Source organism: Propionicimonas sp. (assembly GCF_034927565.1).
GTDB lineage: Bacteria > Actinomycetota > Actinomycetes > Propionibacteriales > Propionibacteriaceae > Propionicimonas.
In genome coordinates this window covers 35,398-56,694 of record NZ_JAYFPT010000043.1, presented here as the reverse complement: position 1 = coordinate 56,694, position 21,297 = coordinate 35,398, and the positions used below count along the sequence as shown (strand labels likewise).

Sequence of the window (21,297 nt, the reverse complement as noted above, 5' to 3'; positions counted from 1 at the left end):
CAGGACGACGCCCACCAGGACGACGCCCACCAGGACGACGCCCACCAGGACGACGCCCACCAGGACGACGCCCACCAGGACGACGCCCACCAGGACGACGCCCACCAGGACGACGCCCACCAGGACGACGGCCACCAGGACGACGGCCACCAGGACGACGGCCAGCAGGACGCCGGCCAGCAGCTCGACCAGGACGCTTGCGGATGTGTACGACGGAAGCGGCGGAGTCTGTTTGGCCGATTCGGGCAGGGAAAAAAACTCGACCTCGACCAGCCATTGACTAGGGACTTCACATCGGGGAGAGAGACGGGAAGCGGCGGAGTCTTCCAGTCCGTCGCGGGTTGGGAAAAAGCCGTGGTCGAGGTCATGGTCGAGGTCAACCCGGACGCGGCTAGGGGCTTCGCTCGACCTCGACCACCCCGCCCAGACCTCGACCATGACCTCGACCATGACCCCGCCAGCGTCTTGGTACTCGACCTCGACCTCGACCAACCCCCTATAGGGGGGTCGAGGTCGAGGTCGAGGTCGCTGGCCACCCGTTTCCCACCCCGTTAGTTCTCCGTTGCTTGGCGGTGGTGCGACCACGCCGGAACGTGGGGTGAGCGCGTCCGGCCAGCGGTGGTCACCAGCGCGTGCTGCCGGCCGTCCGGAACGACGGTGTTGCCTCAGTCGATGGCGGGTCCGGCCACTTCGGCGTCCCAGCGGTAGGGCTTAACGCTGGTGTGCAGGACCGAGTTTCGTAGGCCGGGTGCGGTGGTCACATACCGTTCCGCCACTAGGAAAGCGACCGCCTTTCGCACCATGTCGGTGTTCCCAAGTTTCGCGCTCTCGATTGCCGCCTTACTCAGCGGGTCGGCCGAGTTTTCGAGCAGCTTGGATACCTTCTCCATGAGCGTGGTTGGTCGGAAGTCGGCCGGTGCGGCCGGGTCTCCGTCCATGTGGTCAGGTGGCAGGACACGGACGATGGGTTGTTCCCCGGTCGAGTCGATCAGCACCTTTGCGGCCAGTTGCAGGCGGTCACCAGGGCGAAAGGTTCCAGAACGCGCCCGGACGTAGCCGGGGCGATCCTTGGACACCTTGAGTGCGATCACGCCTTTCTTGCCGGGTGCCACCATGTGGCCGTCAATCTCGACCACGTAGGCCGCACCGGTTAGTGCGGCGAGCTTGGCTTGCCCGCCGATTGCGTAGCGGCCTCGGGTCTGCGCGTCTTTCGTCACATGGTCGATCAGCACGACCGCCGCGCCGGTACGGGTGGCCAGTTGGCCAGGCACGGAGTACATCCAGCGAGTTACTTGGTCGTTGTCTTTGCTCTCACCGCCGGCCAGGCCGAGGGCGTTGGTTACCCCGTCGATCACCACCAGGTCGAAAGCTTGCCGAAGCAGTTGAACCCAGGCCCGTAGCTCCCCGGCTAGTCGTGGGTCTGCTTCGGGGTGAACGTAGAAGAACCCGGCGGTGATCTGGGCGGGAGTAGCGCCGAACAGCCGTAGCCGGCCGACCACCGATACCGGGTCACTCTCGCAATCGACGTAGAGCACGCGCTGACCGCCTTTCAGCAGCTCGCTAGCAAGGAACTGGGCGAGCAGCGACTTCCCAGACTCAGACTCTCCGTGGAACGAGTGCGTGAGGCCTCGGTACAGCAGCCCCACCCCGTCCTCTCGGATCAGCAGATCGGGAACCGGTGGCGTGTAGTCCCCACTCAGGATTGGGGCCAGGTCTACGGGTGCCCAGCTCGGCGGCGGTTGCGCGTCAACCGGGGGTTGACTGTCCGGGTCTGGCTCGGCTGCGTAGTAGGTGTCATCGTCGGGCCAATCGATCACGTTGTCTTCGGCTTTCGCGTGTCGAGGTAGGCCGCGACGGCGGCCCTGTAGTTGGCGTCCCATGCGTGGGCGGTGAGTCCGTAGAACGTGACCGGTGGGGCTTTCAGGCCAGCGGTGCGGCGTGAGGGCATCACGGCCGCGATGGTGCGGACCAATGCCGCCAGGACGGGCACGGATGGGTCGATTGTGCGCCACTCAGGCAGGTCTACGGCCACCGCTCGCGCCTTCGCTAGGCGCGTCTTGACCAGCTCACCCGAGAGCCATTCACTGGCCGCGCCGGCGTCGAGCGTTCCCGTGATCTGGTCCACAAAGAGCACCAGGTCGAGCAGCACCACGCCGCCGGCTATGCGGTGGTATTCCCTTTCCCAGGAGACGGCGGAAGGCTCACCCTCGAAGATCACTCGGGGATAGCACCGGATACCTTCGGCCAGGTCGTGCAGGAACCGGCCCGGCTCACTTGGTCGTAGCGGCAATCTGACGACGACGAACAGGCCAGCGGTTCGGCCAAGCGCCGGCGACCAGCCGAGCGCCGCTATCGCCTGTCGTCCTCGTCGCGGGTCGAGGTACCCCGTCGCGTCGATTGCGGATCGGAGGTCTACGACTAACCGACTGGGCACCGGGTCACCTCCGGGACGGGGACCAGGCCGAGCGCGACCAGCTCGCGCCAGGCTTGCGCGAACTGCCGACGGGTCAGCGTCTCGGGTAATGCGTGGCGTAGGTCTCGGGAGCATAGGCCCGGTGTTCGGCGGGCGTGGTCGAGGATCACGGCCGCGTGCCGGCTGAGGGTCACTGTTCGGCCCGCGCTGGCTCGGTGTTGCGCTCGATCCAGTCGGCCAGGTCTGAGCGCCGGACGTAGGCCCGACTACCGACCTTCACCACGGGCAGTTGCCGGGTGTAGACCAGCTCGCGAACTGTGCGGGCGGCCAGGCCGGTGGCGGCCACGATGCCGGCGACGTCCAGCAGCTCCAGGTCTTGGCCGTTCACTCCGCCGGCCCTTCGGCGCAGGCTTCCAGGTAGGCGAGCATGGTGGACTGTCGGACGTAGAGCCGGCCACGTACGCGGACCAGTGGCACGTCTCGGCGGTTGAAGATCCCGCGCCAGGTTTGGGGTTTCAATCCGGTCGCGGCGGCGGCCTGCCCAACGGTGAACAGCGGGTCAGTGGCGCTATGGGATAGCGGGTTGTTCGGTAGCGGTTCCACGGGGTGGACTCCTTGTGCGTGCGAAAGCTCGCACCGAGTCCGGCCATTGCCAACAGCCCAAGGGAGCTAGTCCCAGGTGCCGGCCGAACACCCCAGCGCAGGTAACCCGTAGCATCTTGGTTCCCACGGCCACGAAGCGGGGCCACCCCGCCGGCCGCTACCCGGCAAAGGATGACCCGAACAACACTGCCCAGCACCGGACCACTACGCACGTCGCCACGCCGTATGCAGTGGTCTGTTTCCGTTTATCCCCGATCGTGCTGGATTGCCCGGACCAGTTGAGCGCGTAGCTCCAGGCGTTGCCGGCGGCGGTGGGAATCTTCGTGTCCTTCCCCGGCGATCAGCTCGCGCGTGGCACGGTCGATTGCGTCGGCTTGGGCTTGCACTCGGAGTTCCGTACGCCGGGGGTGGTCCCCGTCGCTGGTGACGGCCAGGAAGGCCAGGGCGGCGGCCAGTGCGCAGAGCCGGGTGAGGTCCAGGTCGGTGGTCAGGGTGCGGCCGGCGTGGCGGCAGGCGTGGCAGGACGCTACGAGTCGTCCGCCGATCTGCCCGACGCTTGGTTGTCCGGCGTTGCTCCAGGGGTCGATCAGTAGCCGGCCGGTGGTGTCGGTGATGATCTGCCCCAGGGTGTGGGGTTGGGGTTCGGCCCAGCAGGTGAGTTCGACTCGTTGCATGGCGGGGCCGCGACCGTGGCCGGCTTGGGCCAGGGCGAAGGCTTGGCGGGCGGTGAGGTTGGTTCCTGCCCACCGGGTGGGCCGGCCGGCCGGCCAAGCTGGGGTCACGTCGAGGGGCGGGAAGTCGCGCGCGATCACGCTGGGGTCGAGGTAGTGGAACTCGGCGTGCTTCATGCGAGGTCGTCTCCGGGCGTCTGATCGGTCATGGTGTCCCTTCGCTGGTCACGGTAGCGGGCCGGCGTCGGCCGTCAACGGCCGGTTGGCGTTGCCGGCCAGGAGAGTACGCCGACGCGTGCGACCAGTCGGCGGGCGGTGTCGTCGGTTGTATGAACGTAGCGTTGCGTGGTGGCTGGTGAGGCGTGGCCCAGTAGTCGTTGGACTGTGAACACGTCTCGGTCGAAGTTGTAGGCCACGGTGGCGAACCGGTGTCGTAGCGCGTGCATGGTCACGCCGGGCGGAAGCAGTCGGGATACCCGGTTGCCAACCCGTTGCGCCGATAGGTGGCCGTCGATGTCGCCGGGGACCAGGAAGCCGCCGGCGGCCTCGGTGAGTACGTCGCGGGCTAGGTCGTCGGGGACGGGGACGCGGCGGCGTTTGTTGCCTTTGCCGAGCACGTCGAGCCACCAGACGCCGGCGTCGTCGGTGGTCAGGTGCCGGCTGTGGACTTGGCAGGTTTCGCCTCGGCGTAGGCCCAGTTCGGCGGCGAGCCGGAGCATGAGCCGGTCGGCGGTCGTCGTGGCCGCGTCCAGCGCGGCGCGGTAGGTGGCCTCGCTGGCGGGTCGGGGGTTGGGTGGTGTGGCTTTCAGCTTGGGTAGGTGGGCGGCGGGGTTGTGATCGACCAGGGCCAGGTCATAGGTCCAGCCGTAGAAGCTCCGTAGCGCGCTGCGGCCGGATCGGAGTTGTTCCAGTCCCCAGCGTTGCCGGGCCATCCAATCGACCAGGTCGGTGGTGTCCAGTGCCCACGGGTCGCTAGCTCCGGTTTGGCGGGCGAGCCGGCGTAGGAGGTCGGTGTAGGTTACGACGGTTTCACGGGATCGGCCGGCGGAGTGCATCCAGCGCCGCCACTGGGCTAGTAGCGGTTGCCAGTCGGTCGGAACGGGCTTGGCTCGGGGGTCTGGGCCGGGTCGGGTGGTGGGGTCGTCGGGGACGCGGCCGGCGCGGTGTGCCCAGCGGTAGAACGTGCGCAGGCTGGTTCGGTAGACCCTCAGCGCGTCCGGGGTGACGTTGCGGGAATCGAGCCAGCCGGCCAGTTCACTGGCGGTTACGTCGTAGGGCGTCAGGCCGGTTTCAGCCGCGAACTTGCGGCAGTGTTTGACCACGCGCTCAATGGTGGAGTCGGCCAGGCCGGCGCGGGTCATGGCGTCGGTGAAGTCGGCCAGGCTGGCATCCCAGCGTTCCGAGCGGGCCAGGGTTCGGGGTCGGCGGGTGGCCGGCGTGGTGGCGGTCACCGGTCGGCCTCGGTGAGGAGTTCGGTGGCGCGGTCGGCGGCCAGGTCGAGCAGCACGGCCCAGCCGCGCAGTTCGGCCGGCGTAATGCCCAGGTCGGCGTGCTCGCGGTGTGGTGTCACCACCAGGTGCGGGCCGGCGACCGCCTCGGCTTGGTCACAGTCGGGGTGCAGCTCGTATTGCTCGATCGTGACGGCCAGGCCGGCGGCCGCCGCTGCGGGTGAGTGGTCGAGTAGCTGCCGGGTGTGGATCACCAGTTCGGCGGGGCCTCCGTTGTCCAGGGCGAGGAAGGGCGAGTGCTGGCGGTCACACCAGGGCGGGCACTGGGCGGCGTACATGGCGGTGCTGTCGGTCATGATGGGGTTTCCTTTCGGTTGGTTGCCAGCTCGCGTGTGGTTTGCGGGGTGGCGGTGGTGTGATCTTGCGTTGGCTAGGTGGTTTGGTGCCGGCGGTCGAGTTCTGTGGCGGCGAGCTGGCGGCGCTGATCGTGGTAGTCGAACAGCCAGCCGTAGCGCTGGCGGGTGTTGTCGGTGCCGTCGAACAGCCGTTCAGCTTGGTTTGCTTCGGCGGTCTGGTCGGCGTGCTCGGTGAGCAGTTCGGCTAGGGTCGAGATAGGCCAGCTCGGCGGCGTAGTCGGCCAGGTCGGGCCGCTGGGCGAGGTTCACGACGCCCGCCGTTCGGAGGGGTTCGGGACGGCGCGCAGGTGCCGGCGGGCTGCGGAAGGCGCGGTGGCCGGTGCGGCCGGCTCGGGTCGTTGGGGTGTGGGTGTGGGCGGCTGCGGATCGGTTGGGCCGAACGCGGCGTTGAGCCGGCCGGCCAGGTGGCGGTCTGAGTCGTCGGCGGCGTGGGCGTAGATCATGGCGGCGCGGACGGTGGCGTGGCCGAGGCGGCGTTGCACGTCGCGGACGCTGCCGCCGGCTTGGTAGGCCAGGGTTGCGCCGGTGTGGCGCAGGTCGTGCCAGGTGAGGCCGGGCCGGCCGATTGCCAGGCGTGCGCGTTGGAAGGCGTAGAGCAGGTGGCTGGCGTAGACCGGGCCGCCGGCGGCGTTGGTGAACACCAGGGCGTCGGGTTCGGCCTTGGTGAAGGTTTCCATGTGGTTGGCGAGGTGCTCGACCACGAACGCCGGCAGGTAGACCGTCCGGACCGAGGCGCGGGTCTTGGTCGGGCCGAGGGTGCCGGCTCGGTCAAGGGTGCGTTCCACGCGGACGCTGCCGGCTTCCAGGTCAACGTGGCGGCGGGCCAGGCCGAGCAGTTCGCCTCGGCGCAGACCGGACCAGGCGGCCAGCCAGACCGCCGCGCGGAGGTTGGCCGGCATTCCTTCGGCCAGGGCGGCGACTTCGTCGGGGCTGGCGGTCTCGCGTTCGGCGTGCCGGACGATGCCGCCGCCGGTGATCCTTGCGGGGTTGCTGGTCAGCAGTCCGTCAATCACGGCGGCGGCCAGGATCGCGTGCAGGAGCCGGTAGGACTGGGCGGCGGTGGTCTGCCCGGTGTGGGTCGGCCGGGCCGGCTGGTCGTCGTCTGTGGGGCTGCCGGCGGCCTTCCAGGCGTCCAGCACGGCTTGCGGTAGCCGGCCCTGCGCGGCGACTCGGTGGCCGTTGGCGATTGCCCATGCTCGGACGGGGTTAGGGCCGTGGGTCGAGCCGGCACCATCTGGCCGGCGTCGGGGCCGGCGGGCGTCCCGTGCGCAGTCGGCCGACATCAGGGCGAACCACTGGCGGACCAGTGCCGGGGTGAGCGCGACCAGGGCCAGCCGCCCCAGCGCAAGCCGGCCGCCGGCGTCGGCGTTGACGGCCGGCAGCACGCGCCGGTCGAGCAGGTGGCCGTACAGGTGGCGGGTGCGTGAGGCCAGGTCGGTTCGGGAGTCGAGCCAGCTTCGGGCGTACTCGGTGAGGGTGATCTGCCCGAGCTTCGGGTCTCGCCAGGTGCCTAGCCGGCGGTCGGCCCGCTCGGTGGCCAGCCAGCCTTGCGCGGCCTCGCGGGTGGTGAAGGTGTGCGGTGCTGGGTACTTGGTTCCTTCGTGGCGGTAGAACGCTCGGAACCGTCCCGAGGGGAGCTTTTCGACCGTCCCCAGCGGGCCGGGTGTGCGTCGTTTGGTGGTCGTGCGTGCCATGCTGCGTGCCCCTTTCCAGTGGCCGTGAGTCCACGGGAGTCCACGGAAGGGGTCTGATCGCGCTTCCAAACTGTTCACTTGTGGGTGTGGAACCTAGCGTTGACTAGGCAACTCACCCGAGAGCGGATGACGGGAATCGAACCCGCATGACCAGCTTGGAAGGCTGGGGCTCTGCCATTGAGCTACATCCGCGTGGCAACCGCTGCCGCGGGCCAACGGCTATGGTACCGGAACCCCAGCGGCGGGTTGGACTACCAGAGATCTGGCCATCCGGCTGGACGCTCCGCCTCCTGGGGCGCCACTGCACCGCCATGATGGCGGACGCGCCATACGGCACTCGACACCACTAGCGCTCGCGGACTGAACGTATGCGTCCGTTGATCTGCGTCGGCTGCAGGGACGTCTTGATGATGAGGTGTGCCATGCCGATCGCACCCCGCCGGTCGTCCCCGCGAGCCGGCACGATACGAAGATCCCTGGTGGCAAGCGGCAAGGAGTACTGGTAGACGGACTCCCGGATCCCGAGCATCAGATGGTCGCCAGCCGCGGTGAGGCTTCCACCGACGATGATGAGGCTCGGGTTGAGCATGTTCACCGTGTAGGCGATGGCCCGCCCCAGGACGCGGCCCGCCTCCCGAACCCGGTGGATGGCGATGGGGTCATTGTCACGGATCGCGGCGATGGCGTCCCGCGTGGACGCTACCGGCATGCCGGCAGCTGCGAGATCGCGAACGATCGCCCACCCCGCAGCGATGGCCTCGACGCAACCGATCGCGCCACAACGACAGAGCGGGCCGCCATCGGGCTCGAGGCGGATGTGACCGATGTCCCCGGCCGCACCCTGAGCGCCACGGTACAGATCATGTCCGGTCAGGATCGCACTGCCGAGGCCTGTCCCCGCCTTGATGTAGAGCACGTCGTCGTAGTCCTGCCAACCCTGCAGGTATTCGCCGAAACCGCGCGCATTGACGTCGTTCTCGACCAGAACCGGGATATCGAGGAGTTCCCTGAAGCGGGCCTGGATGTCGACACCGTCCCACCCCGTCATAACAGAGGGGGCAACAACCTGCCCCCGGGCAAAGTCCACCGGCGCCGGAACGGCCAGACCCAGACCGAGCAGATCCGCAGCCGTCCTGCCCAGTTCGGCCACCAACTCGCGGGCCTGCTCGGCGATCCAGGACAGCAGGGGCGATGGCCCGCCACCGACGGCGATCGCCCCGACACGCTCCCCCAGCACGTGGCCTGCCAGATCGGTCACCACCAGGCGAGAGTGATCCTCGCCCAGATCTGCCGCCAGAACCAGGTGCCCCTCCTCGTTCACGACGATGCGTTTCGACGGCCGTCCACCCGAGGGTTGACGCTGGTCGGCCTCCTTGACCAGTCCAGCCTCGAAGAGCGCATCCAGCCGCTCGGTGACGGTCGACCTCGACAGACCGGTCGCGCGCATGAGGTCGGAGCGGGTGTTGGCGGTGCCGTCGGCGATCGCCGCGAACACATCCCCGGCAGTTGACGACCTGCTCAGCAACGTCATTGCTGCGTCCCTCCTGGCTTGGTGCTTGATCGTGGCACGAATTCTGCCGAACTCCAGCCGAGCACCTCTCTTACGTCGAAAAGACTACCAAAGATTCTCTTCTTACGCCTTGCATCTCCACAATAAGGGCCTTATGGTCTACGTATCAACGCCAACGATGGCTGATCATCGAGCAGAAGGGGCTGCAGTGACGCGTCCTGAACAGGAAGCTGGCCAGCGACAGGCCGGCGAACGCTTCGCTGTGGGAATCGACGTCGGCACCAGCAGCGTGAAGGTGAGCGTCCTCACCTCCCACGGCCGGCAGGCCGAGTTCGTGTCCCAGCCCTACTCGACCCAGTCAGAACACCCCGGCTGGGCCGAGCAGGATCCCAGTCAGTGGTGGGACGCGGCAGGGCAGGCGCTCGCCGACGCACTCGAAGCCTTCCCCGGGATTGACGCCAGGTCAACCCGTCTGGGACTGACGGGTCAGATGCACACCAGCGTGTTGCGCGACTCCACCGGGACGCTGATCCGGCCGGCCATCCTCTGGTCGGACACCAGAGCCACGTCCCTGTGTGCCGCCATTGAGGCCAGTTCGCCGCTGTGGGAGTCCATCGCCGGGCAGACACCGATGCCGGCATTCACCTCCGCGCATCTGGCGTGGCTGGCCGAGAACGAACCAGCATCGCTGGCCCGGGCCCACACGATCGCTGTCCCCAAGGACGATCTTCGGCTGCGCCTGGGAGCAGGTTGGGCCACCGAACCGTCAGATGCATCAGCAATGAACCTGATGAACTACCGAACCGACCAGTGGGCATCCGATCTGATCGACCACGTGGGCGCCTCGCACGACCAGCTACCCCCCATCCTTGCCTCGACCGAGGTAACCGGAGTGATCACGAACCCACCTCCTGCCCGAGGCAGAGAACGACAACTCCTTGGCATCCCCGTCGTCGCAGGTGCGGGTGATCAGGCAGCTCAGGCACTCGCCCTCCAGGTCACGGACGCAGGCGCACTCGGGCTGGGAATCGGTACCAGCGGAGTGGCCTTCCGCGCCGTCGCTCAGCCCGTACGGGGCGCCTTCCGTCACGCGCTCCCCGAAACCTGGCTGGCGCTGGACTCCACCCACGCCGCAGGACTGGCTCTGGCCTGGTGGACGGATCGCACCGGCATCGAGTACAGCCTCTACGACGCCGAACCGGACAGCAGGCCCGAATCCCTGCCCGTCTTCCTGCCGTACCTCCAGGGCGCCCGCGGCGGCCGAGCATATCCGGGCACCTTGACCGGCCTTCGGGCCACCCACACCAGCAAGGATCTGGCCGCAGCGGTCCTCGAAGGCGTGGCCATTGATCTGGTCCGGCTGGCGGAAGGGCTTCCCGGGAGCAGCGGGGTCGACGACGTGGTCCGCATCGGGGGCCGCGCCGGACGGATCGCAGCACTCCGCCAACTCCTGGCAGACGGGCTTGGACGGCCGGTCGTTTTCTCCCCGTCCGGATCGGCCAGCGGGGCCGCCATCCTGGCCGCCCACAGCGACGGCTGGACCCCGCCGGCCAGCGACGACTTCCCCCCGGTGCTGCCCACAGCACGAGGACGGACGCGATTCGCGCACCGCCTGGAACAGTTCGAACAGACTCTCCACGCCATGAACCAGATCGACAGGAGCTAGAAGCCGATGATCAACGGCAAACTGACCCACCCGGATGTCCTGCGAGCGCTCGCTTCAGCCGGCCACACCGCCAAAGTGCTCATCGCCGATGGACACTTCCCCTCCTCCACCGCGCTACCGCAGCACGTTGCGAGGGTCTTCCTGAACTACGCACCGGACGTGATCTCAGCGCCCGCGGCGCTGGGCCCGATCCTCGACGCCGTGCCCGTCCAGGCGGCGGTCGCCACGGTACGTGAAGACGGAAGCAAACCCCCCGCGTGGGCGGAGTTCGACCACCTGCTCCCAGCTGACATCGAACTCGAGTCGGTCAAGGGGTCCGAGCTCACCACGACCTTCTCTGAGCAGGACCTGTGCCTGGCAATCCTGACCGGCGACCTCCGTCCGGCCTCGTGCATCGTCCTGACTCTCGGCCTCCGGCAGAAGTGACGATCGCTGACCTCAGAAGGACTCAGTCATGAGCACACCACTCATCGCACTCACCGATATCCAGAAGAGCTTCGGTGCAGTGACGGCCTTGCGGGGGGTGACGATAGACATCGACCCCGGCGAGACCCTTGCCCTCCTCGGCGACAACGCGGCGGGCAAGTCGACCCTGATGAAGGTGCTCACCGGGGTATACCAGCCAGACGCCGGCACGATCAGCTATGCCGGTGACACCGTCGTCTTCGAGAACCCGTCGGTGTCGAGGGCGCACGGCATCGAGATGATCTTTCAGGACTTCGCGCTCGCCGACAACCTGGACGTCCGGTCGAACATCTTCCTGGGTCGGGAGGTGAAGCGGAATCTCCTGGGCGGCCTCATCCGGATACTCAACAACAAGGAGATGACGGCGCGCACCAGGACCGTCCTCGACTCGCTCGACATCGAGATCGACCCCAGGCTCAAGGTTCGCCGACTCTCCGGCGGGCAGCGTCAGGCAGTCGCCATCGGCCGTGCCCTGGCCTTCGAAGCGAAGCTCGTCATCATGGACGAGCCGACGGCAAACCTGTCGGTGGCGAAGGTGGAAAAGCTGATCGAGGTCACCAAGCGCCTCAAGGAGCTCGGCATCGCCGTGATCATCATCACCCATCGGATGGATGAGGCCTTCGCTGTTGCGGATCGGATCGTTGTGATGCGGCAGGGCAGCGTCGTGGGCCGCTTCCGTCCGACGGAAGCGAACGAGACCGACATCGCCCACCTCATCTCGCACGGAGAACTTCCGCCATCTCACGCACACCACCAGCCCGAGACCAAGGGAGCCAGACTCTCATGACCTCCCCAGCTCCCAGCGCCACCGGCATCTCCCCCACCGCCCGGGCGCGCAAGGCATCGATCCGGCACCTGCTCGGCGACTACGGCATCCTGCTCGTCTTCGCCGCCGCGATCATCTACCTCGCGGTCGCCACCCCCGAGTTCCTCACCCTCGACAACCTCACCAATGTGGTCCGCCAGTCGTCCATCATCGGCTTTCTGGCGCTCGGCATGACGTTCGTCATGATCACCTCCGGAATCGACCTCTCCGTCGGCTCGACCGTCGGACTGGTCGGCGTCGTGGCAGCCTCACTGACGCCGAGCGGATCGGGCGCACTGCTCCTGCCGATCGTGGTGGGACTCCTGATCGGGCTGATGGCCGGTGCGTTCAGCGCCGGACTGGTAGTTCGCGGCGGAGTAATTCCCTTCCTGGCGACCCTTGCCATGATGGCCATCCTGCGCAGTGCTGCCCTGGTGTTCACCAACGGCCAACCCATAACCCAGTTGGACAGCGGATTCGACTGGATTGGCGCCGGCGCTGTCGGCCCGGTACCGGTACCCGTGATCCTCTTCGTCATAGCCGCCCTGATCCTGGAGTTCGTACTCTCGGGTACGGCCTTCGGCCGGCACGTCTACGCGGTGGGCGGGGACGAGGAGGCGTCTCGCAATGTCGGCATCTCGGTCAGTCGCGTGCTGACCGCTGTCTACATCATCTCGGGGATCATGGCGGCCACCAGCGGGCTGGTGCTGACCGCACGAGTCGACGGCGCCGATCCGCTGGCAGGCACTGGCTACGAGCTTCAGGCGATTTCGGCAGTTGTCATCGGGGGTACCAGTATCACCGGCGGTACCGGCACGATTCGGGGCACCGTCGTCGGCGTCCTGCTGGTGGCCGTGGTTCTCAACGGCATGAACCTCCTCAACGTCTCGTCCTACTACCAACAGGCAGTCCAGGGCGTGATCCTCGTCCTCGCCGTCCTGCTCAACCGCTGGAAGAGCGACCGGTGAACGTCACCCAGCGCCCGAAACCTCACGTCAGAAAGCCATTGTCAGCCACGGACTTCCGTGCACGATCAAAGGAGATTGCAGTGTCCAGAATCACCACCACGACGGCGGCCATCCTCTCCACCGTCCTGCTCTCAACCGGCGTCGCCGCGTGTTCGAACTCACCGGCCGCATCGTCGAGCGGAGCCTCATCTACCGCAGCCAGCAGCAAGAAGGTAGGAGCCACGCTGCTCAGCCTGCAGTACCCCTTCCTGGTCACGCTTGATGACGCGATGAAGGCGCAGGCTGAGAAGAGCGGTGTCGAACTGACCTCGCTCGACCCGCGCCAGTCCACCGCGACCGAACTCAGCCAGATTGAGGACCTGATCACGAAGAAGGTCGACGCCATCATCATGATCCCGGTCGACCAGAAGGCGAGCCAGGCGGCAGCGGCCAAGGTCAACCAGGCCAAGATCCCGCTCGTCCTGGTCAACACCCGGTTCAGCGATGACTTCACCGGAGAATCGGTGACCTATGTGGGATCCGATGACACCGAGGCTGGTCAGATCGAGGGCCAGTACGCCCTTGACCAACTGCCCCAGGGCGGAAACATCATCTACCTGGTGGGCCAGTACGGCGGTGCCTCGACCGAGCGACGCAAGGCAGGCTTCGACGAGACCATCAAGGGCTCCAGCATCAACGTGTCCACCGAGATCGAGGCCAAGGGCTCCCGCGCCGACGCCAAGACGGTGATGGAGAACCTGTTGCGGCGCTACTCCACCAAGGGTGAGATCTCCGGCATCGTGGCGCAGAGCGACGAGATGGCCATCGGCGCGGCATCCGCCATCAAGGAAGCGAACCGGTCCGACGAGTTCAAATTCATCATCGGTGTGGACGGATCCGAGGCAGGGCTCAAGGCCGTTCAGAGCGGGGACATCACCGCAACCGTCTTCCAGGATGCCGTCGGCCAGGGAACCAAGGCCATGGAGGTGACCGCCGACTACCTCGCCGGAAAGACCGTCGACAAGGAATACGTGATCCCGTTCCAGTTGGTCACCAAGGACAACCTGGACCAGTTCCTGAAGTAGTCCGGCGGTCAACCGGACGTCGACCAGGCAAACACCACCACAGAGGAGAGACATGGGAAACCTCACAGGCCGCGTTGCGATCGTGACCGGAGCGAGCAGGGGCATCGGACGGGCGACGGCATTGCTGCTCGCACACAACGGCGCGCACATTGTTGCCACAGCCCGTTCCGAAGCCGACTTGGAGTCACTTGAGGCGGAGATCAGGCAGGCCGGCGGAGCGGCCACGATCGTGGCAGGCGACGTCACAGAACTCGCCACGGTCGAGGCTGTATTCGTTGCGGCCGACGCGGTCACCGGGCGGCTCGACATCCTGGTCAACAACGCCGGAATCGGGATCCTCGGACCGCTCGCCGACATGAGCATCGAGGACTTCGACCGTCAACTCGACGTCAACGTCAAGAGCATCTTCAGGTTCACCCGCGCGATGATCCCACGACTGGAAGCTACGGGCGGAGGCAACATCGTCAACATCGCCTCGATCTCCGGCCTGGTTGGCTTCGACGGCGCGACTGCCTACTGCGCGACGAAATGGGCGACAGTGGGTATGAGTCGTGGACTCGACAAGGAGCTGAGCCCGAAGGGCATCAAGGTGACGGCGATCTGTCCGGCTGGCGTCGACACGAACTGGGCCTTCGGCACCGGTATCGATCCCGCCGAGGTGGCAGATGTCGACCGGCTGAGCCCCACGACCATCGCCAACGCGGTGCTCTACGCCATTCAGCAGCCGGCGAACGCGCGCGTGACCGAAGTGGTCGTCTACCCGATGAGTGAAAACGGCCACCAGTAACGACCCCCTCCACAGGCGCGCAGGTCGTGTCAGGCCTGCGCGCCAACCCCACCGGGAACCAGGGAGGTAGCCCGCACCCCGACCGGGGTCAGTCCAGTCTCTCGGCCGGCGCCGACGGTACGGTCACCAGGGCGGTGGCCACGGCGGCCTCGGACGGGAAGGCCCTGGCGTAGCCGGCCAGCCATTCCTCGGCGAAGCCCTCAGCGGCGTCGGACGGAACCACAGCCCAGACGCTGCCGCCGAATCCGGCGCCGAAGGCCGAGGCGGCCACGGCGCCCAGCCGCACCGCGTCGGCGGCCAGCGCCACAGTCTGCGGAACCTGGTTGCCGAGCTGGGTCTCAGCGAGCTGCTGTGACTCCAGGGTCGCGGCCGCGAAGCCCGCCAGATCGCCGGTCTGCAGCGCTGCCGACGCCTGCGGAACCAGCACCTCCGACTCGCGGACGAACTGCGCCACCCGCAACCGCAGATAGCCGGCCGGGAGCAGGCCCAGCAGTCTGGTGACAGCATCGTCCGAACTCCGGACGGCGGTCGCCAGGTGCCGGTCGGCGCGTCCGGTGGCGTCGTTCCACACCGCCAGCGCCTCCCTGGTCGCCAGCGAGGCCCGGTTGTAGAGCTCTCGGGCAGCGCCGGTCTTCTCCGCCCTCACGCCGCTGGTGACGACCACGAACACCTGATCAGCAGGCCAGGGCACGCTCTGCTGCTGCTCGACCGGCGCGAACCCGAACCAGCCCAACTCCCCGGGGCTCCCGCACAGCATCGCGGTGTGGTCCTCCGACCCGCCCAGAGTGCCCACCCCGGTGTGCCCGCCGAGCCCGCTGAAGCTGCTCCCGTTCTCCACCGACGCCAGATAGGACGCCAGCCGGAGCCGGTCGGTGCCGAGCTCGGCTGCCCACAGCGGTGTCTCCCGGAGGCCGTTCAGATCGGCCAGTACCAGGGCCACCGCGACGAGCAGGGCCGAGGAACTCGACATCCCCGAGGCCAGTGGCAGGTCTGAGTCGATTCGAAGCTCGGCACCCTCCAGCGGGCCGAAGTTGAGCGTCAGCCGGTCGATCGCGGTCTGCAGATAGCGTCCCCAGTGCCCTGCCGGCAGGCCCGCGTCCACACCGCCACCCAGGGTGACCGGTTCGGGGAAGCTGGTGCTCCGGGCGACGATCCGGCCTCCGCCGGTGGCAGTGCCGGTGACCGTCACACCCCGGCCGGCAGCACACACCAGCACGTTCCCGCCGGCGTAGTCGGTGTGCTTGCCGAGCACCTCGATCCGTCCGGGAACCCGCCACCTGGCGGTCACAGCCGAACCTTGTCGTTCGTCAGGGCGCGGGCAACGTCGGCCACGTCCCCGCGCGAGGACAGGTCCCAGACACCCTCGGTGGACTGCACCAGGGAGATCCGCTCGCCGGCAGCGACCAGCCAGCGCACCGCGTCCACCAGTTCCAGCTCGCCACGCGGGGATCGCTCGATGGCGGCGCAAGCCTCGAACACCCGTGGCCCGAGCAACCAGCAGTTCATGCTCACCAGTCGATCCGTGCCGAGCGCGGCGATCTCCTGCTCGGAGGGCTTCTCGATGACGTCGATGATGCTGCCCGCCCGATCCACCATGAGCAGCGCGAAGGCAGCCATGCGGTCTGCGGGGATGTTCGCGTTGGCCACCAGCCCTTCCGGACGGAATCCGACGGTGGCCAGCCCCGGCTCGGCGACCAGCCGCCGCAACGATTCGGCCGGATAGAGGTTGTCGCCGTTGACCACCACGAACCGGTCCCGGCCCGCGAACTCGGCTGCGGCGGCGACAGCGTCCGCAGTTCCCAGCGGTTCAGCCTGGACGGCGTAGCTGATCTGCACTCGTTCCCGCCGCAGTGCGTCGTAGTACTCCCGCACCGCAGCGTGCTCGGGGCCGATCACCAGACAGACGTCGGTCAGGCCGGCGTCGGCCAGCCTGGTCAGGACGTGGTCCAGGAACGGACGCCCGGCCAGTGGCATCATCGCCTTTGCCCCGGACGCAGCGGCGGCCGCCTGCTCGACAGTGAGGTCGCCGGCAGCGGCCGTGCGCATCCGGGATCCCAGACCCCGCGCCATCACCACCGCCTTGGTGACGCTCACGCCCGGTACCCCCGCGGGTTCGCGGACTGCCAGACCCAGTGGTCACGGCACATGTCGGCCAGCGATCGCGTGCTCCGCCAGCCCAACTCACGCTGAGCCTTGGCCGGATCGGCCAACGAGACCGCGACATCCCCGCTGCGCCGTGCGACGACCCGGTAGGGCAGCTCTCGCCCTACCACCGCGCTCCAGGCGGCGAGCACCTCCAGCACCGACGCGCCCACCCCGGTGCCGAGGTTCCAGACCCGGCAGCCCTCGCCCTCGGCCAGCGCCTCCAGGGCTGCCAGGTGCCCCCGGGCCAGGTCGCAGACATGGATGTAGTCACGCACCCCGGTGCCGTCGGGGGTGTCGTAGTCGTCGCCGAAGACCTGCAGGGCCTCCAGCCGCCCGCTGGCCACCTGCGCCACATAGGGGAACAGGTTGTTGGGGATGCCAGCCGGATCCTCGCCGATCCGCCCGGATGGATGGGCGCCGACCGGATTGAAGTAGCGCAGCAGCGCCACCCGCCAGCCACCGGTCGCTGCCACATCGCTCAGGATCTGCTCGATCATCGCCTTGGTCTGGCCGTAGGGGTTGGTCGCCGCCACCGGCGCGTCCTCGACGAAAGGCGGTTCCGAGGCCACCCCGTAGACCGTGGCCGAGGAGGAGAACACGATGGTGCGGCAGTCGTGCCGATCCATCACCCGCACCAGGGCGATGCTGCCGCCGACATTCTCGTGGTAGTACCGCAGCGGCTGGGCCACCGACTCCCCCACCGCCTTCAGCCCGGCGAAGTGGATCACCGCCTCGGGAGCGAAGTCGGTGAACAACTGCTCCAGCGCGTCCTCGTCGCGGAGATTCGCCCGGGTGAAGCCGACCGGCTTGCCGGTGATTTCACGGACGCGGGCAAGCGCCTCGACCGATGAGTTGGACAGGTCGTCGACGACGTGGACGTCGTGCCCGGCGTCGAGCAACTCGACCAGGGTGTGGGAACCGATGTAACCGGCACCGCCGGTCGCCAACACACGCATGTCTGTCTCCGCCTCACTGTCGCAGGAATCGGTCAGTCCTTCACCGCACCGGCCGCCAGCCCCGACCGCCAGGAGCGCTGCAGAAACAGCAACGCCAACCGAACGACACCGGGCAATGCGCCCACCATCACCGCCCCCTTGTCGGGACTGACCTAGCTCATCATGCCGTAAAGCCGCAACGTAACCGGTTTGAGTTCGGGGGAGGAAATCCCCGTCGCACCGCTCAGGCCGGATCCGGGCGCTCGGTGCCGCCGGACGAATCAGCTGTGGAGCTGTGGTTGGCGGCGAGGAGTTTGGTGCCCTCGACGTCCAGGTTCGGCAGGATGCGGTCGAGCCAGCGGGGGAGGTACCAGGCCTTTTCGCCGAGCAGGTGCATGAGCGCGGGCATGATGGTCATCCGGACGACAAAGGCGTCGAACAGGACGCCGATGGCCAGCGCGAACCCGACCGGCCGCACCACTGTCATGTGGGAGTAGACGAAGCTGGCGAAGACCGAGGCCATGATGAGGGCGGCCGCGGTGATCACCTTCGCGCCGTGGCTGAACCCGGAGCGGACGGCAGTGCGGGCGTCCTCGCCATGGGCCCAGGATTCGCGCATACCGGTGACCAGGAACATCTGGTAGTCCATCGCCAGGCCGAAGGTGATGCCGATCACCAGGGTGGGCAGGAAGCTCAGGATCGGTCCGGGGTGGGTGACCTGGAACACCGTGCCCAGCCACCCCCACTGGTAGACCGCCACCACCGCGCCGAACGCAGCGGCGATCGTGAGCAGGAAGCCGCCGGTGGCCAGCAGCGGCACCAGCAAGGAGCGGAAGACCAGCAGGAGCAGGACCAGGGAGATGCCGACCACGACTGCCAGGTAGCCGGGCAGGGCCTCGGCCAGCCGCTCCGACATGTCGATGTTGGCGACGGTCTGGCCGGCAAAGCCGAGCGAACTGATGCCGGTGTCTGCGATGATCCCGTCGCGCTGGTCGCGCAGCGCGTTGACCAGGTCAACTGTGGCGTCGTCGGAGGGACCGGTGGTGGGCACGATCTGGAAGACGACGGTCTGCTGGTTGTCGCTGGTCATGGCCGGCACCACGTAGGCCACGCCGGGGGTGGCCCGCAACCGTTCGGCGATGTCGAGTTGCAGATCGGTGAAGCCGTCGGAGTCCAGCGCGGACGCGGTGGCCTCGGGCAGCTTCGCGACCGCGATCATGGCCGCGTTCTCGCCGACGCCGAAGTTCTCCGAGATCAGCGTGTAGGCACGAAATGCCGTGGAGTCCTGCGGCTCGTTGGAGCCATCGGGCAGGCCGAGTCGCAGGCTGGCAGCGGGGACCGCGATCAGGCCCAGGATCGCGGTCGCGGCGAGCATGACCGGGATCGGGTGGCGGGTGACGAAGCGGCCCCAGCCCCTGTCATGCTTCGCACCGGTCGCGAGGACGCTCGAAGCCGCCGGCTGCGACTCGCCCGCCGCCGCCTGCTTGGCGGCCAGCTTCCGCCGTCCCTTGGGCGACAGCACCCGATGACCGATCAGCCGCAGCAGTGCGGGTGTGAGGGTGATCGCCACCAGCACGGTGAGCAGGACGGTGGCGGCCGCGGCGATGCCGAGCGCACCGAGGAAGGGGATCCCGGTCAGCGTCAGCGCGCCGACCGCGACGGTCACGGTGAGGCCGGCGACCACCACGGCGCTGCCGGCGGTGCCGGTTGCCAGGCCGATCGACTCGACCAGGTCCGTGCCCTGGACGAGTTGGTGGCGGTGCCGGTTGACCAGGAACAGGGCGTAGTCGATGCCGACCGCCAGACCGAGCATCAAGGCCAGGATCGGGGTGAACTCGGTCAGCTCCACCCAGTGCGTAGCGGCCACCACACCGAGCAGGCCGGTCCCGACGCCGACCAGGCCGGTGATCAGGGGCAGGCCCGCCGCCAGCAGCGAGCCGAGCATCACCAACAGGATCAGCCCGGCCACCGCCAGGCCGGCGCCCTCGCTGCCGAAGGCGAAGGTCGACGCCGAGATCTGGGTGGAGTAGTCGACCGTCACCCCCACAGCGGCCAGGGTGGCGCCCAGGTCGGTGATGGCTGCCTTGGTGTCGGCAGAGACCCCCTCGATCGGTTCGGTGAACTGGATCCGGGAGACCGCAACGTCACCGGCTTCGCTGACCATCCGCAGCCCGCTGGTCAGTGCGAGTTGCCGTTCGCCGCGGGACAGGTCGGCCTCGCCGTCCAGCAGCTCCTGGCGCCCCTCGGCCAGTTTCACGTCGCCGTCGGCGATCTCCGCGGAGGCGTCCACAAGCTTCTGGCGGGCTTCCTCGATCTGCCGCCTGCCGTCGTTGATCTTTTCCCGGTTGGCGTCGAGCTCGGCCTGACCGGCGGCGAGCTTCTTGCGGCCGGCAGCGATCTGCTGTTTGCCGTCGTTGATCTTTGCCCGGTTGGCGTCGATCTCGGCCTGGCCGGCCGCCAACTCCGCCCGGCCGGCGGCGATCTGCTGTTTGCCGCTGTTGAGCTCGGCGCGATTGGCGTCGATCTCAGCCTGGGACGCCTCGAGCGCTGCGCGGGCTGCCTGGAGTTGCTGCAGACCGGCCTCGGCCTCGGCGCGGGCCTGGGCGAGTCGCTTGGCTCCGGCGTCGAGTTCCTGCTGCTGCTGGGCGAGTGCCTGCAGCCCGGCGGCCAGCTGGTCGGCCTGGCCCTGCAGCTCCTGCTGCTGAGCCTCCAACCCTGCCAACTTCGTGCGGGCATCGGCCACCGCCTCGGAGTCCTCACCCTGATCTTTGATCAAGGCCTCGATCTCCTGCTCCAGGTCGGTGATGTCCCCCGCGAGCTTGGCGAGCCCTCCGGCAACGTGCTGCTGCTTGGCCTCAAGGTCGGCCCGGGCAGCGTCAAGCTGCTGCTGGTTGGCGGCCAGCCCGGCCTCCTGCTGCTTGATCACAGCCAGCCCCGCCTCCAGCGTGGCGGCGTTGGCCTCCAGTTCCGACCGGCCCTCGTCGAGCTTCTGCTGGCCGGCGTTGAGCTGCTTCTCGCCCGCAGCGAGCTTGTCAGCGTTGGCTTCCAGTTCCGACCGGCCCTGGTTGAGCTTCTTCTGCCCGGCGTTGAGCTGCTTCTCCCCGTCGGCGAGCTTGGCGGCGTTGGTCTCCAGTTCCGCCTTGCCCCGATCCAGTTCCTCCTGGCCCTCCTCAAGCTGGCGGGCGCCGTCCTCCAGTTCCTCGGCTTTTTCCTCCAGTTGCTGCTTGCCGTCGGTGATGTCGCTCTTCCCGTCAGCCAGCTTCTGGGCGTTCTCCTCCAGCTCCTTCTTGCCGTCAGCGAGCTCCTGCTTGCCCTTGGCCAGATCGGTGACAGCGTCATCCATCTGCTGTTGGGTTGCGAACGGGTCCACCACCGTGTCGATCTGATCGATGCTCTCCCACCGGGCGATCACCTCGGCGATGGCCGCCCGCTGTGTGGGGGTGAACGCGGCCCGGTCGGCGGTGGAGAACACCACCGTCCCCGAACCGCCGGCGGCCTCCGGCAGCGCCGCCTCCAGCTCATCGACGACAGCCTGAAATTCCGTCCCTGGCACCGTGATCTGGGTGGTGAACGGCCGTGACAGCGCGCTGGCCGCACCCGCGACGCCACCCAGGATGAGCAGCCAGGCGACGATCACCAACCAGGCGTGACGCGCCGACCAGGTGCCCAGCCGATACAGCCAACCAGCCATTCGCGATCTCCTCACA

General features: G+C 67.9%; 21 protein-coding genes, 1 tRNA gene and 1 pseudogene. 7 read left to right on the top strand and 16 right to left on the bottom strand.

Annotated elements, in window-relative coordinates; translation table 11 throughout:
• The 8 genes from VB080_RS08885 to VB080_RS08850 all read right to left on the bottom strand — a co-directional run.
• Nucleotides 1-450, bottom strand: a 450-nt coding sequence (locus VB080_RS08885; protein WP_323418084.1) for a hypothetical protein, incomplete at its 3' end; no start/stop codon positions are given.
• A gap of 215 nt (nucleotides 451-665) precedes the next feature.
• Nucleotides 666-1,817, bottom strand: a complete 1,152-nt coding sequence (locus VB080_RS08880; protein ID WP_323418083.1) for an AAA family ATPase — start codon at nucleotides 1,815-1,817, stop codon at nucleotides 666-668.
• Nucleotides 1,814-2,218 (bottom strand): hypothetical protein, encoded by a 405-nt coding sequence (locus tag VB080_RS08875; protein ID WP_323418082.1) that lies wholly within the window; start codon nucleotides 2,216-2,218, stop codon nucleotides 1,814-1,816. Before VB080_RS08875 ends, VB080_RS08880 begins: the two co-directional genes overlap by 4 nt.
• A gap of 385 nt (nucleotides 2,219-2,603) precedes the next feature.
• Nucleotides 2,604-2,801, bottom strand: coding sequence for a helix-turn-helix domain-containing protein (locus tag VB080_RS08870; RefSeq protein ID WP_323418081.1), 198 nt, complete (start codon nucleotides 2,799-2,801; stop codon nucleotides 2,604-2,606).
• Nucleotides 2,798-3,016 (bottom strand): helix-turn-helix domain-containing protein, encoded by a 219-nt coding sequence (locus VB080_RS08865; protein WP_323418080.1) that lies wholly within the window; start codon nucleotides 3,014-3,016, stop codon nucleotides 2,798-2,800. Before VB080_RS08865 ends, VB080_RS08870 begins: the two co-directional genes overlap by 4 nt.
• 245 nt (nucleotides 3,017-3,261) lie before the next feature.
• A complete protein-coding gene (locus VB080_RS08860; protein WP_323418079.1) occupies nucleotides 3,262-3,864 on the bottom strand; it encodes a hypothetical protein in 603 nt (200 codons plus the stop codon).
• A gap of 74 nt (nucleotides 3,865-3,938) precedes the next feature.
• On the bottom strand, nucleotides 3,939-5,138 hold the full coding sequence (locus tag VB080_RS08855) for a tyrosine-type recombinase/integrase (RefSeq protein WP_323418078.1): 1,200 nt from the start codon (nucleotides 5,136-5,138) through the stop codon (nucleotides 3,939-3,941).
• Entirely contained in the window at nucleotides 5,135-5,491 is a 357-nt protein-coding gene (locus tag VB080_RS08850; RefSeq protein ID WP_323418077.1) for a hypothetical protein, read from the bottom strand. The genes VB080_RS08855 and VB080_RS08850 overlap by 4 nt, the downstream gene beginning before the upstream one ends.
• A gap of 86 nt (nucleotides 5,492-5,577) precedes the next feature.
• Between VB080_RS08850 and VB080_RS08845 the strand changes: the two genes are divergently transcribed.
• Nucleotides 5,578-5,739: a hypothetical protein gene (locus VB080_RS08845; protein ID WP_323418076.1), complete on the top strand. Its 162-nt coding sequence runs from the start codon at nucleotides 5,578-5,580 to the stop codon at nucleotides 5,737-5,739.
• A 57-nt stretch (nucleotides 5,740-5,796) separates the two neighbouring features.
• On the opposite strand, the gene VB080_RS08840 is transcribed toward VB080_RS08845, so the two are convergent.
• The 3 genes from VB080_RS08840 to VB080_RS08830 all read right to left on the bottom strand — a co-directional run bounded on the left by VB080_RS08840 (nucleotide 5,797) and on the right by VB080_RS08830 (nucleotide 8,776).
• Nucleotides 5,797-7,245: a tyrosine-type recombinase/integrase gene (locus tag VB080_RS08840; RefSeq protein WP_323418075.1), complete on the bottom strand. Its 1,449-nt coding sequence runs from the start codon at nucleotides 7,243-7,245 to the stop codon at nucleotides 5,797-5,799.
• Between the two features lie 121 nt (nucleotides 7,246-7,366).
• Nucleotides 7,367-7,437 (bottom strand) — tRNA-Gly (locus tag VB080_RS08835).
• Between the two features lie 154 nt (nucleotides 7,438-7,591).
• The gene (locus VB080_RS08830; RefSeq protein ID WP_323418074.1) at nucleotides 7,592-8,776 is read right to left on the bottom strand and encodes an ROK family transcriptional regulator; all 1,185 of its coding nucleotides are present in this window, start codon (nucleotides 8,774-8,776) and stop codon (nucleotides 7,592-7,594) included.
• Here VB080_RS08830 and VB080_RS08825 point away from each other — a divergent pair.
• The 6 genes from VB080_RS08825 to VB080_RS08800 all read left to right on the top strand — a co-directional run bounded on the left by VB080_RS08825 (nucleotide 8,715) and on the right by VB080_RS08800 (nucleotide 14,510).
• On the top strand, nucleotides 8,715-10,421 hold the full coding sequence (locus VB080_RS08825) for an FGGY family carbohydrate kinase (protein WP_323418073.1): 1,707 nt from the start codon (nucleotides 8,715-8,717) through the stop codon (nucleotides 10,419-10,421). The genes VB080_RS08830 and VB080_RS08825 overlap by 62 nt on opposite strands.
• Nucleotides 10,422-10,427: 6 nt before the next feature.
• Nucleotides 10,428-10,847 (top strand): RbsD/FucU domain-containing protein, encoded by a 420-nt coding sequence (locus VB080_RS08820; protein WP_323418072.1) that lies wholly within the window; start codon nucleotides 10,428-10,430, stop codon nucleotides 10,845-10,847.
• Between the two features lie 28 nt (nucleotides 10,848-10,875).
• Nucleotides 10,876-11,673 (top strand): ATP-binding cassette domain-containing protein, encoded by a 798-nt coding sequence (locus VB080_RS08815; RefSeq protein WP_323418071.1) that lies wholly within the window; start codon nucleotides 10,876-10,878, stop codon nucleotides 11,671-11,673.
• Nucleotides 11,670-12,659 (top strand): ABC transporter permease, encoded by a 990-nt coding sequence (locus tag VB080_RS08810; RefSeq protein WP_323418070.1) that lies wholly within the window; start codon nucleotides 11,670-11,672, stop codon nucleotides 12,657-12,659. Before VB080_RS08815 ends, VB080_RS08810 begins: the two co-directional genes overlap by 4 nt.
• Nucleotides 12,660-12,739: 80 nt before the next feature.
• Entirely contained in the window at nucleotides 12,740-13,723 is a 984-nt protein-coding gene (locus VB080_RS08805; RefSeq protein ID WP_323418069.1) for a sugar ABC transporter substrate-binding protein, read from the top strand.
• A 52-nt stretch (nucleotides 13,724-13,775) separates the two neighbouring features.
• Nucleotides 13,776-14,510 carry an SDR family oxidoreductase gene (locus tag VB080_RS08800; protein ID WP_323418068.1) on the top strand — a complete coding sequence of 245 codons (735 nt, stop codon included), beginning with the start codon at nucleotides 13,776-13,778 and terminating at the stop codon, nucleotides 14,508-14,510.
• Nucleotides 14,511-14,598: 88 nt separating this feature from the next.
• Here VB080_RS08800 and VB080_RS08795 read toward each other — a convergent pair whose 3' ends face one another.
• From VB080_RS08795 to VB080_RS08775, 5 genes and pseudogenes are all read right to left on the bottom strand, one after another.
• Nucleotides 14,599-15,798, bottom strand: a complete 1,200-nt coding sequence (locus VB080_RS08795; RefSeq protein WP_323418067.1) for a galactokinase family protein — start codon at nucleotides 15,796-15,798, stop codon at nucleotides 14,599-14,601.
• Nucleotides 15,795-16,580, bottom strand: coding sequence for a sugar phosphate nucleotidyltransferase (locus tag VB080_RS08790; protein WP_323418085.1), 786 nt, complete (start codon nucleotides 16,578-16,580; stop codon nucleotides 15,795-15,797). Before VB080_RS08790 ends, VB080_RS08795 begins: the two co-directional genes overlap by 4 nt.
• 20 nt (nucleotides 16,581-16,600) lie before the next feature.
• Nucleotides 16,601-17,611, bottom strand: coding sequence for a UDP-glucose 4-epimerase GalE (gene galE, locus VB080_RS08785; RefSeq protein ID WP_323418066.1), 1,011 nt, complete (start codon nucleotides 17,609-17,611; stop codon nucleotides 16,601-16,603).
• Between the two features lie 32 nt (nucleotides 17,612-17,643).
• Nucleotides 17,644-17,805 (bottom strand): annotated as a pseudogene (locus VB080_RS08780) (carbohydrate ABC transporter permease); the annotation flags it as partial.
• 29 nt (nucleotides 17,806-17,834) lie between these two features.
• A complete protein-coding gene (locus VB080_RS08775) occupies nucleotides 17,835-21,281 on the bottom strand; it encodes an MMPL family transporter (protein WP_323418065.1) in 3,447 nt (1,148 codons plus the stop codon).
• Between the last annotated feature and the right edge of the window lie 16 nt (nucleotides 21,282-21,297).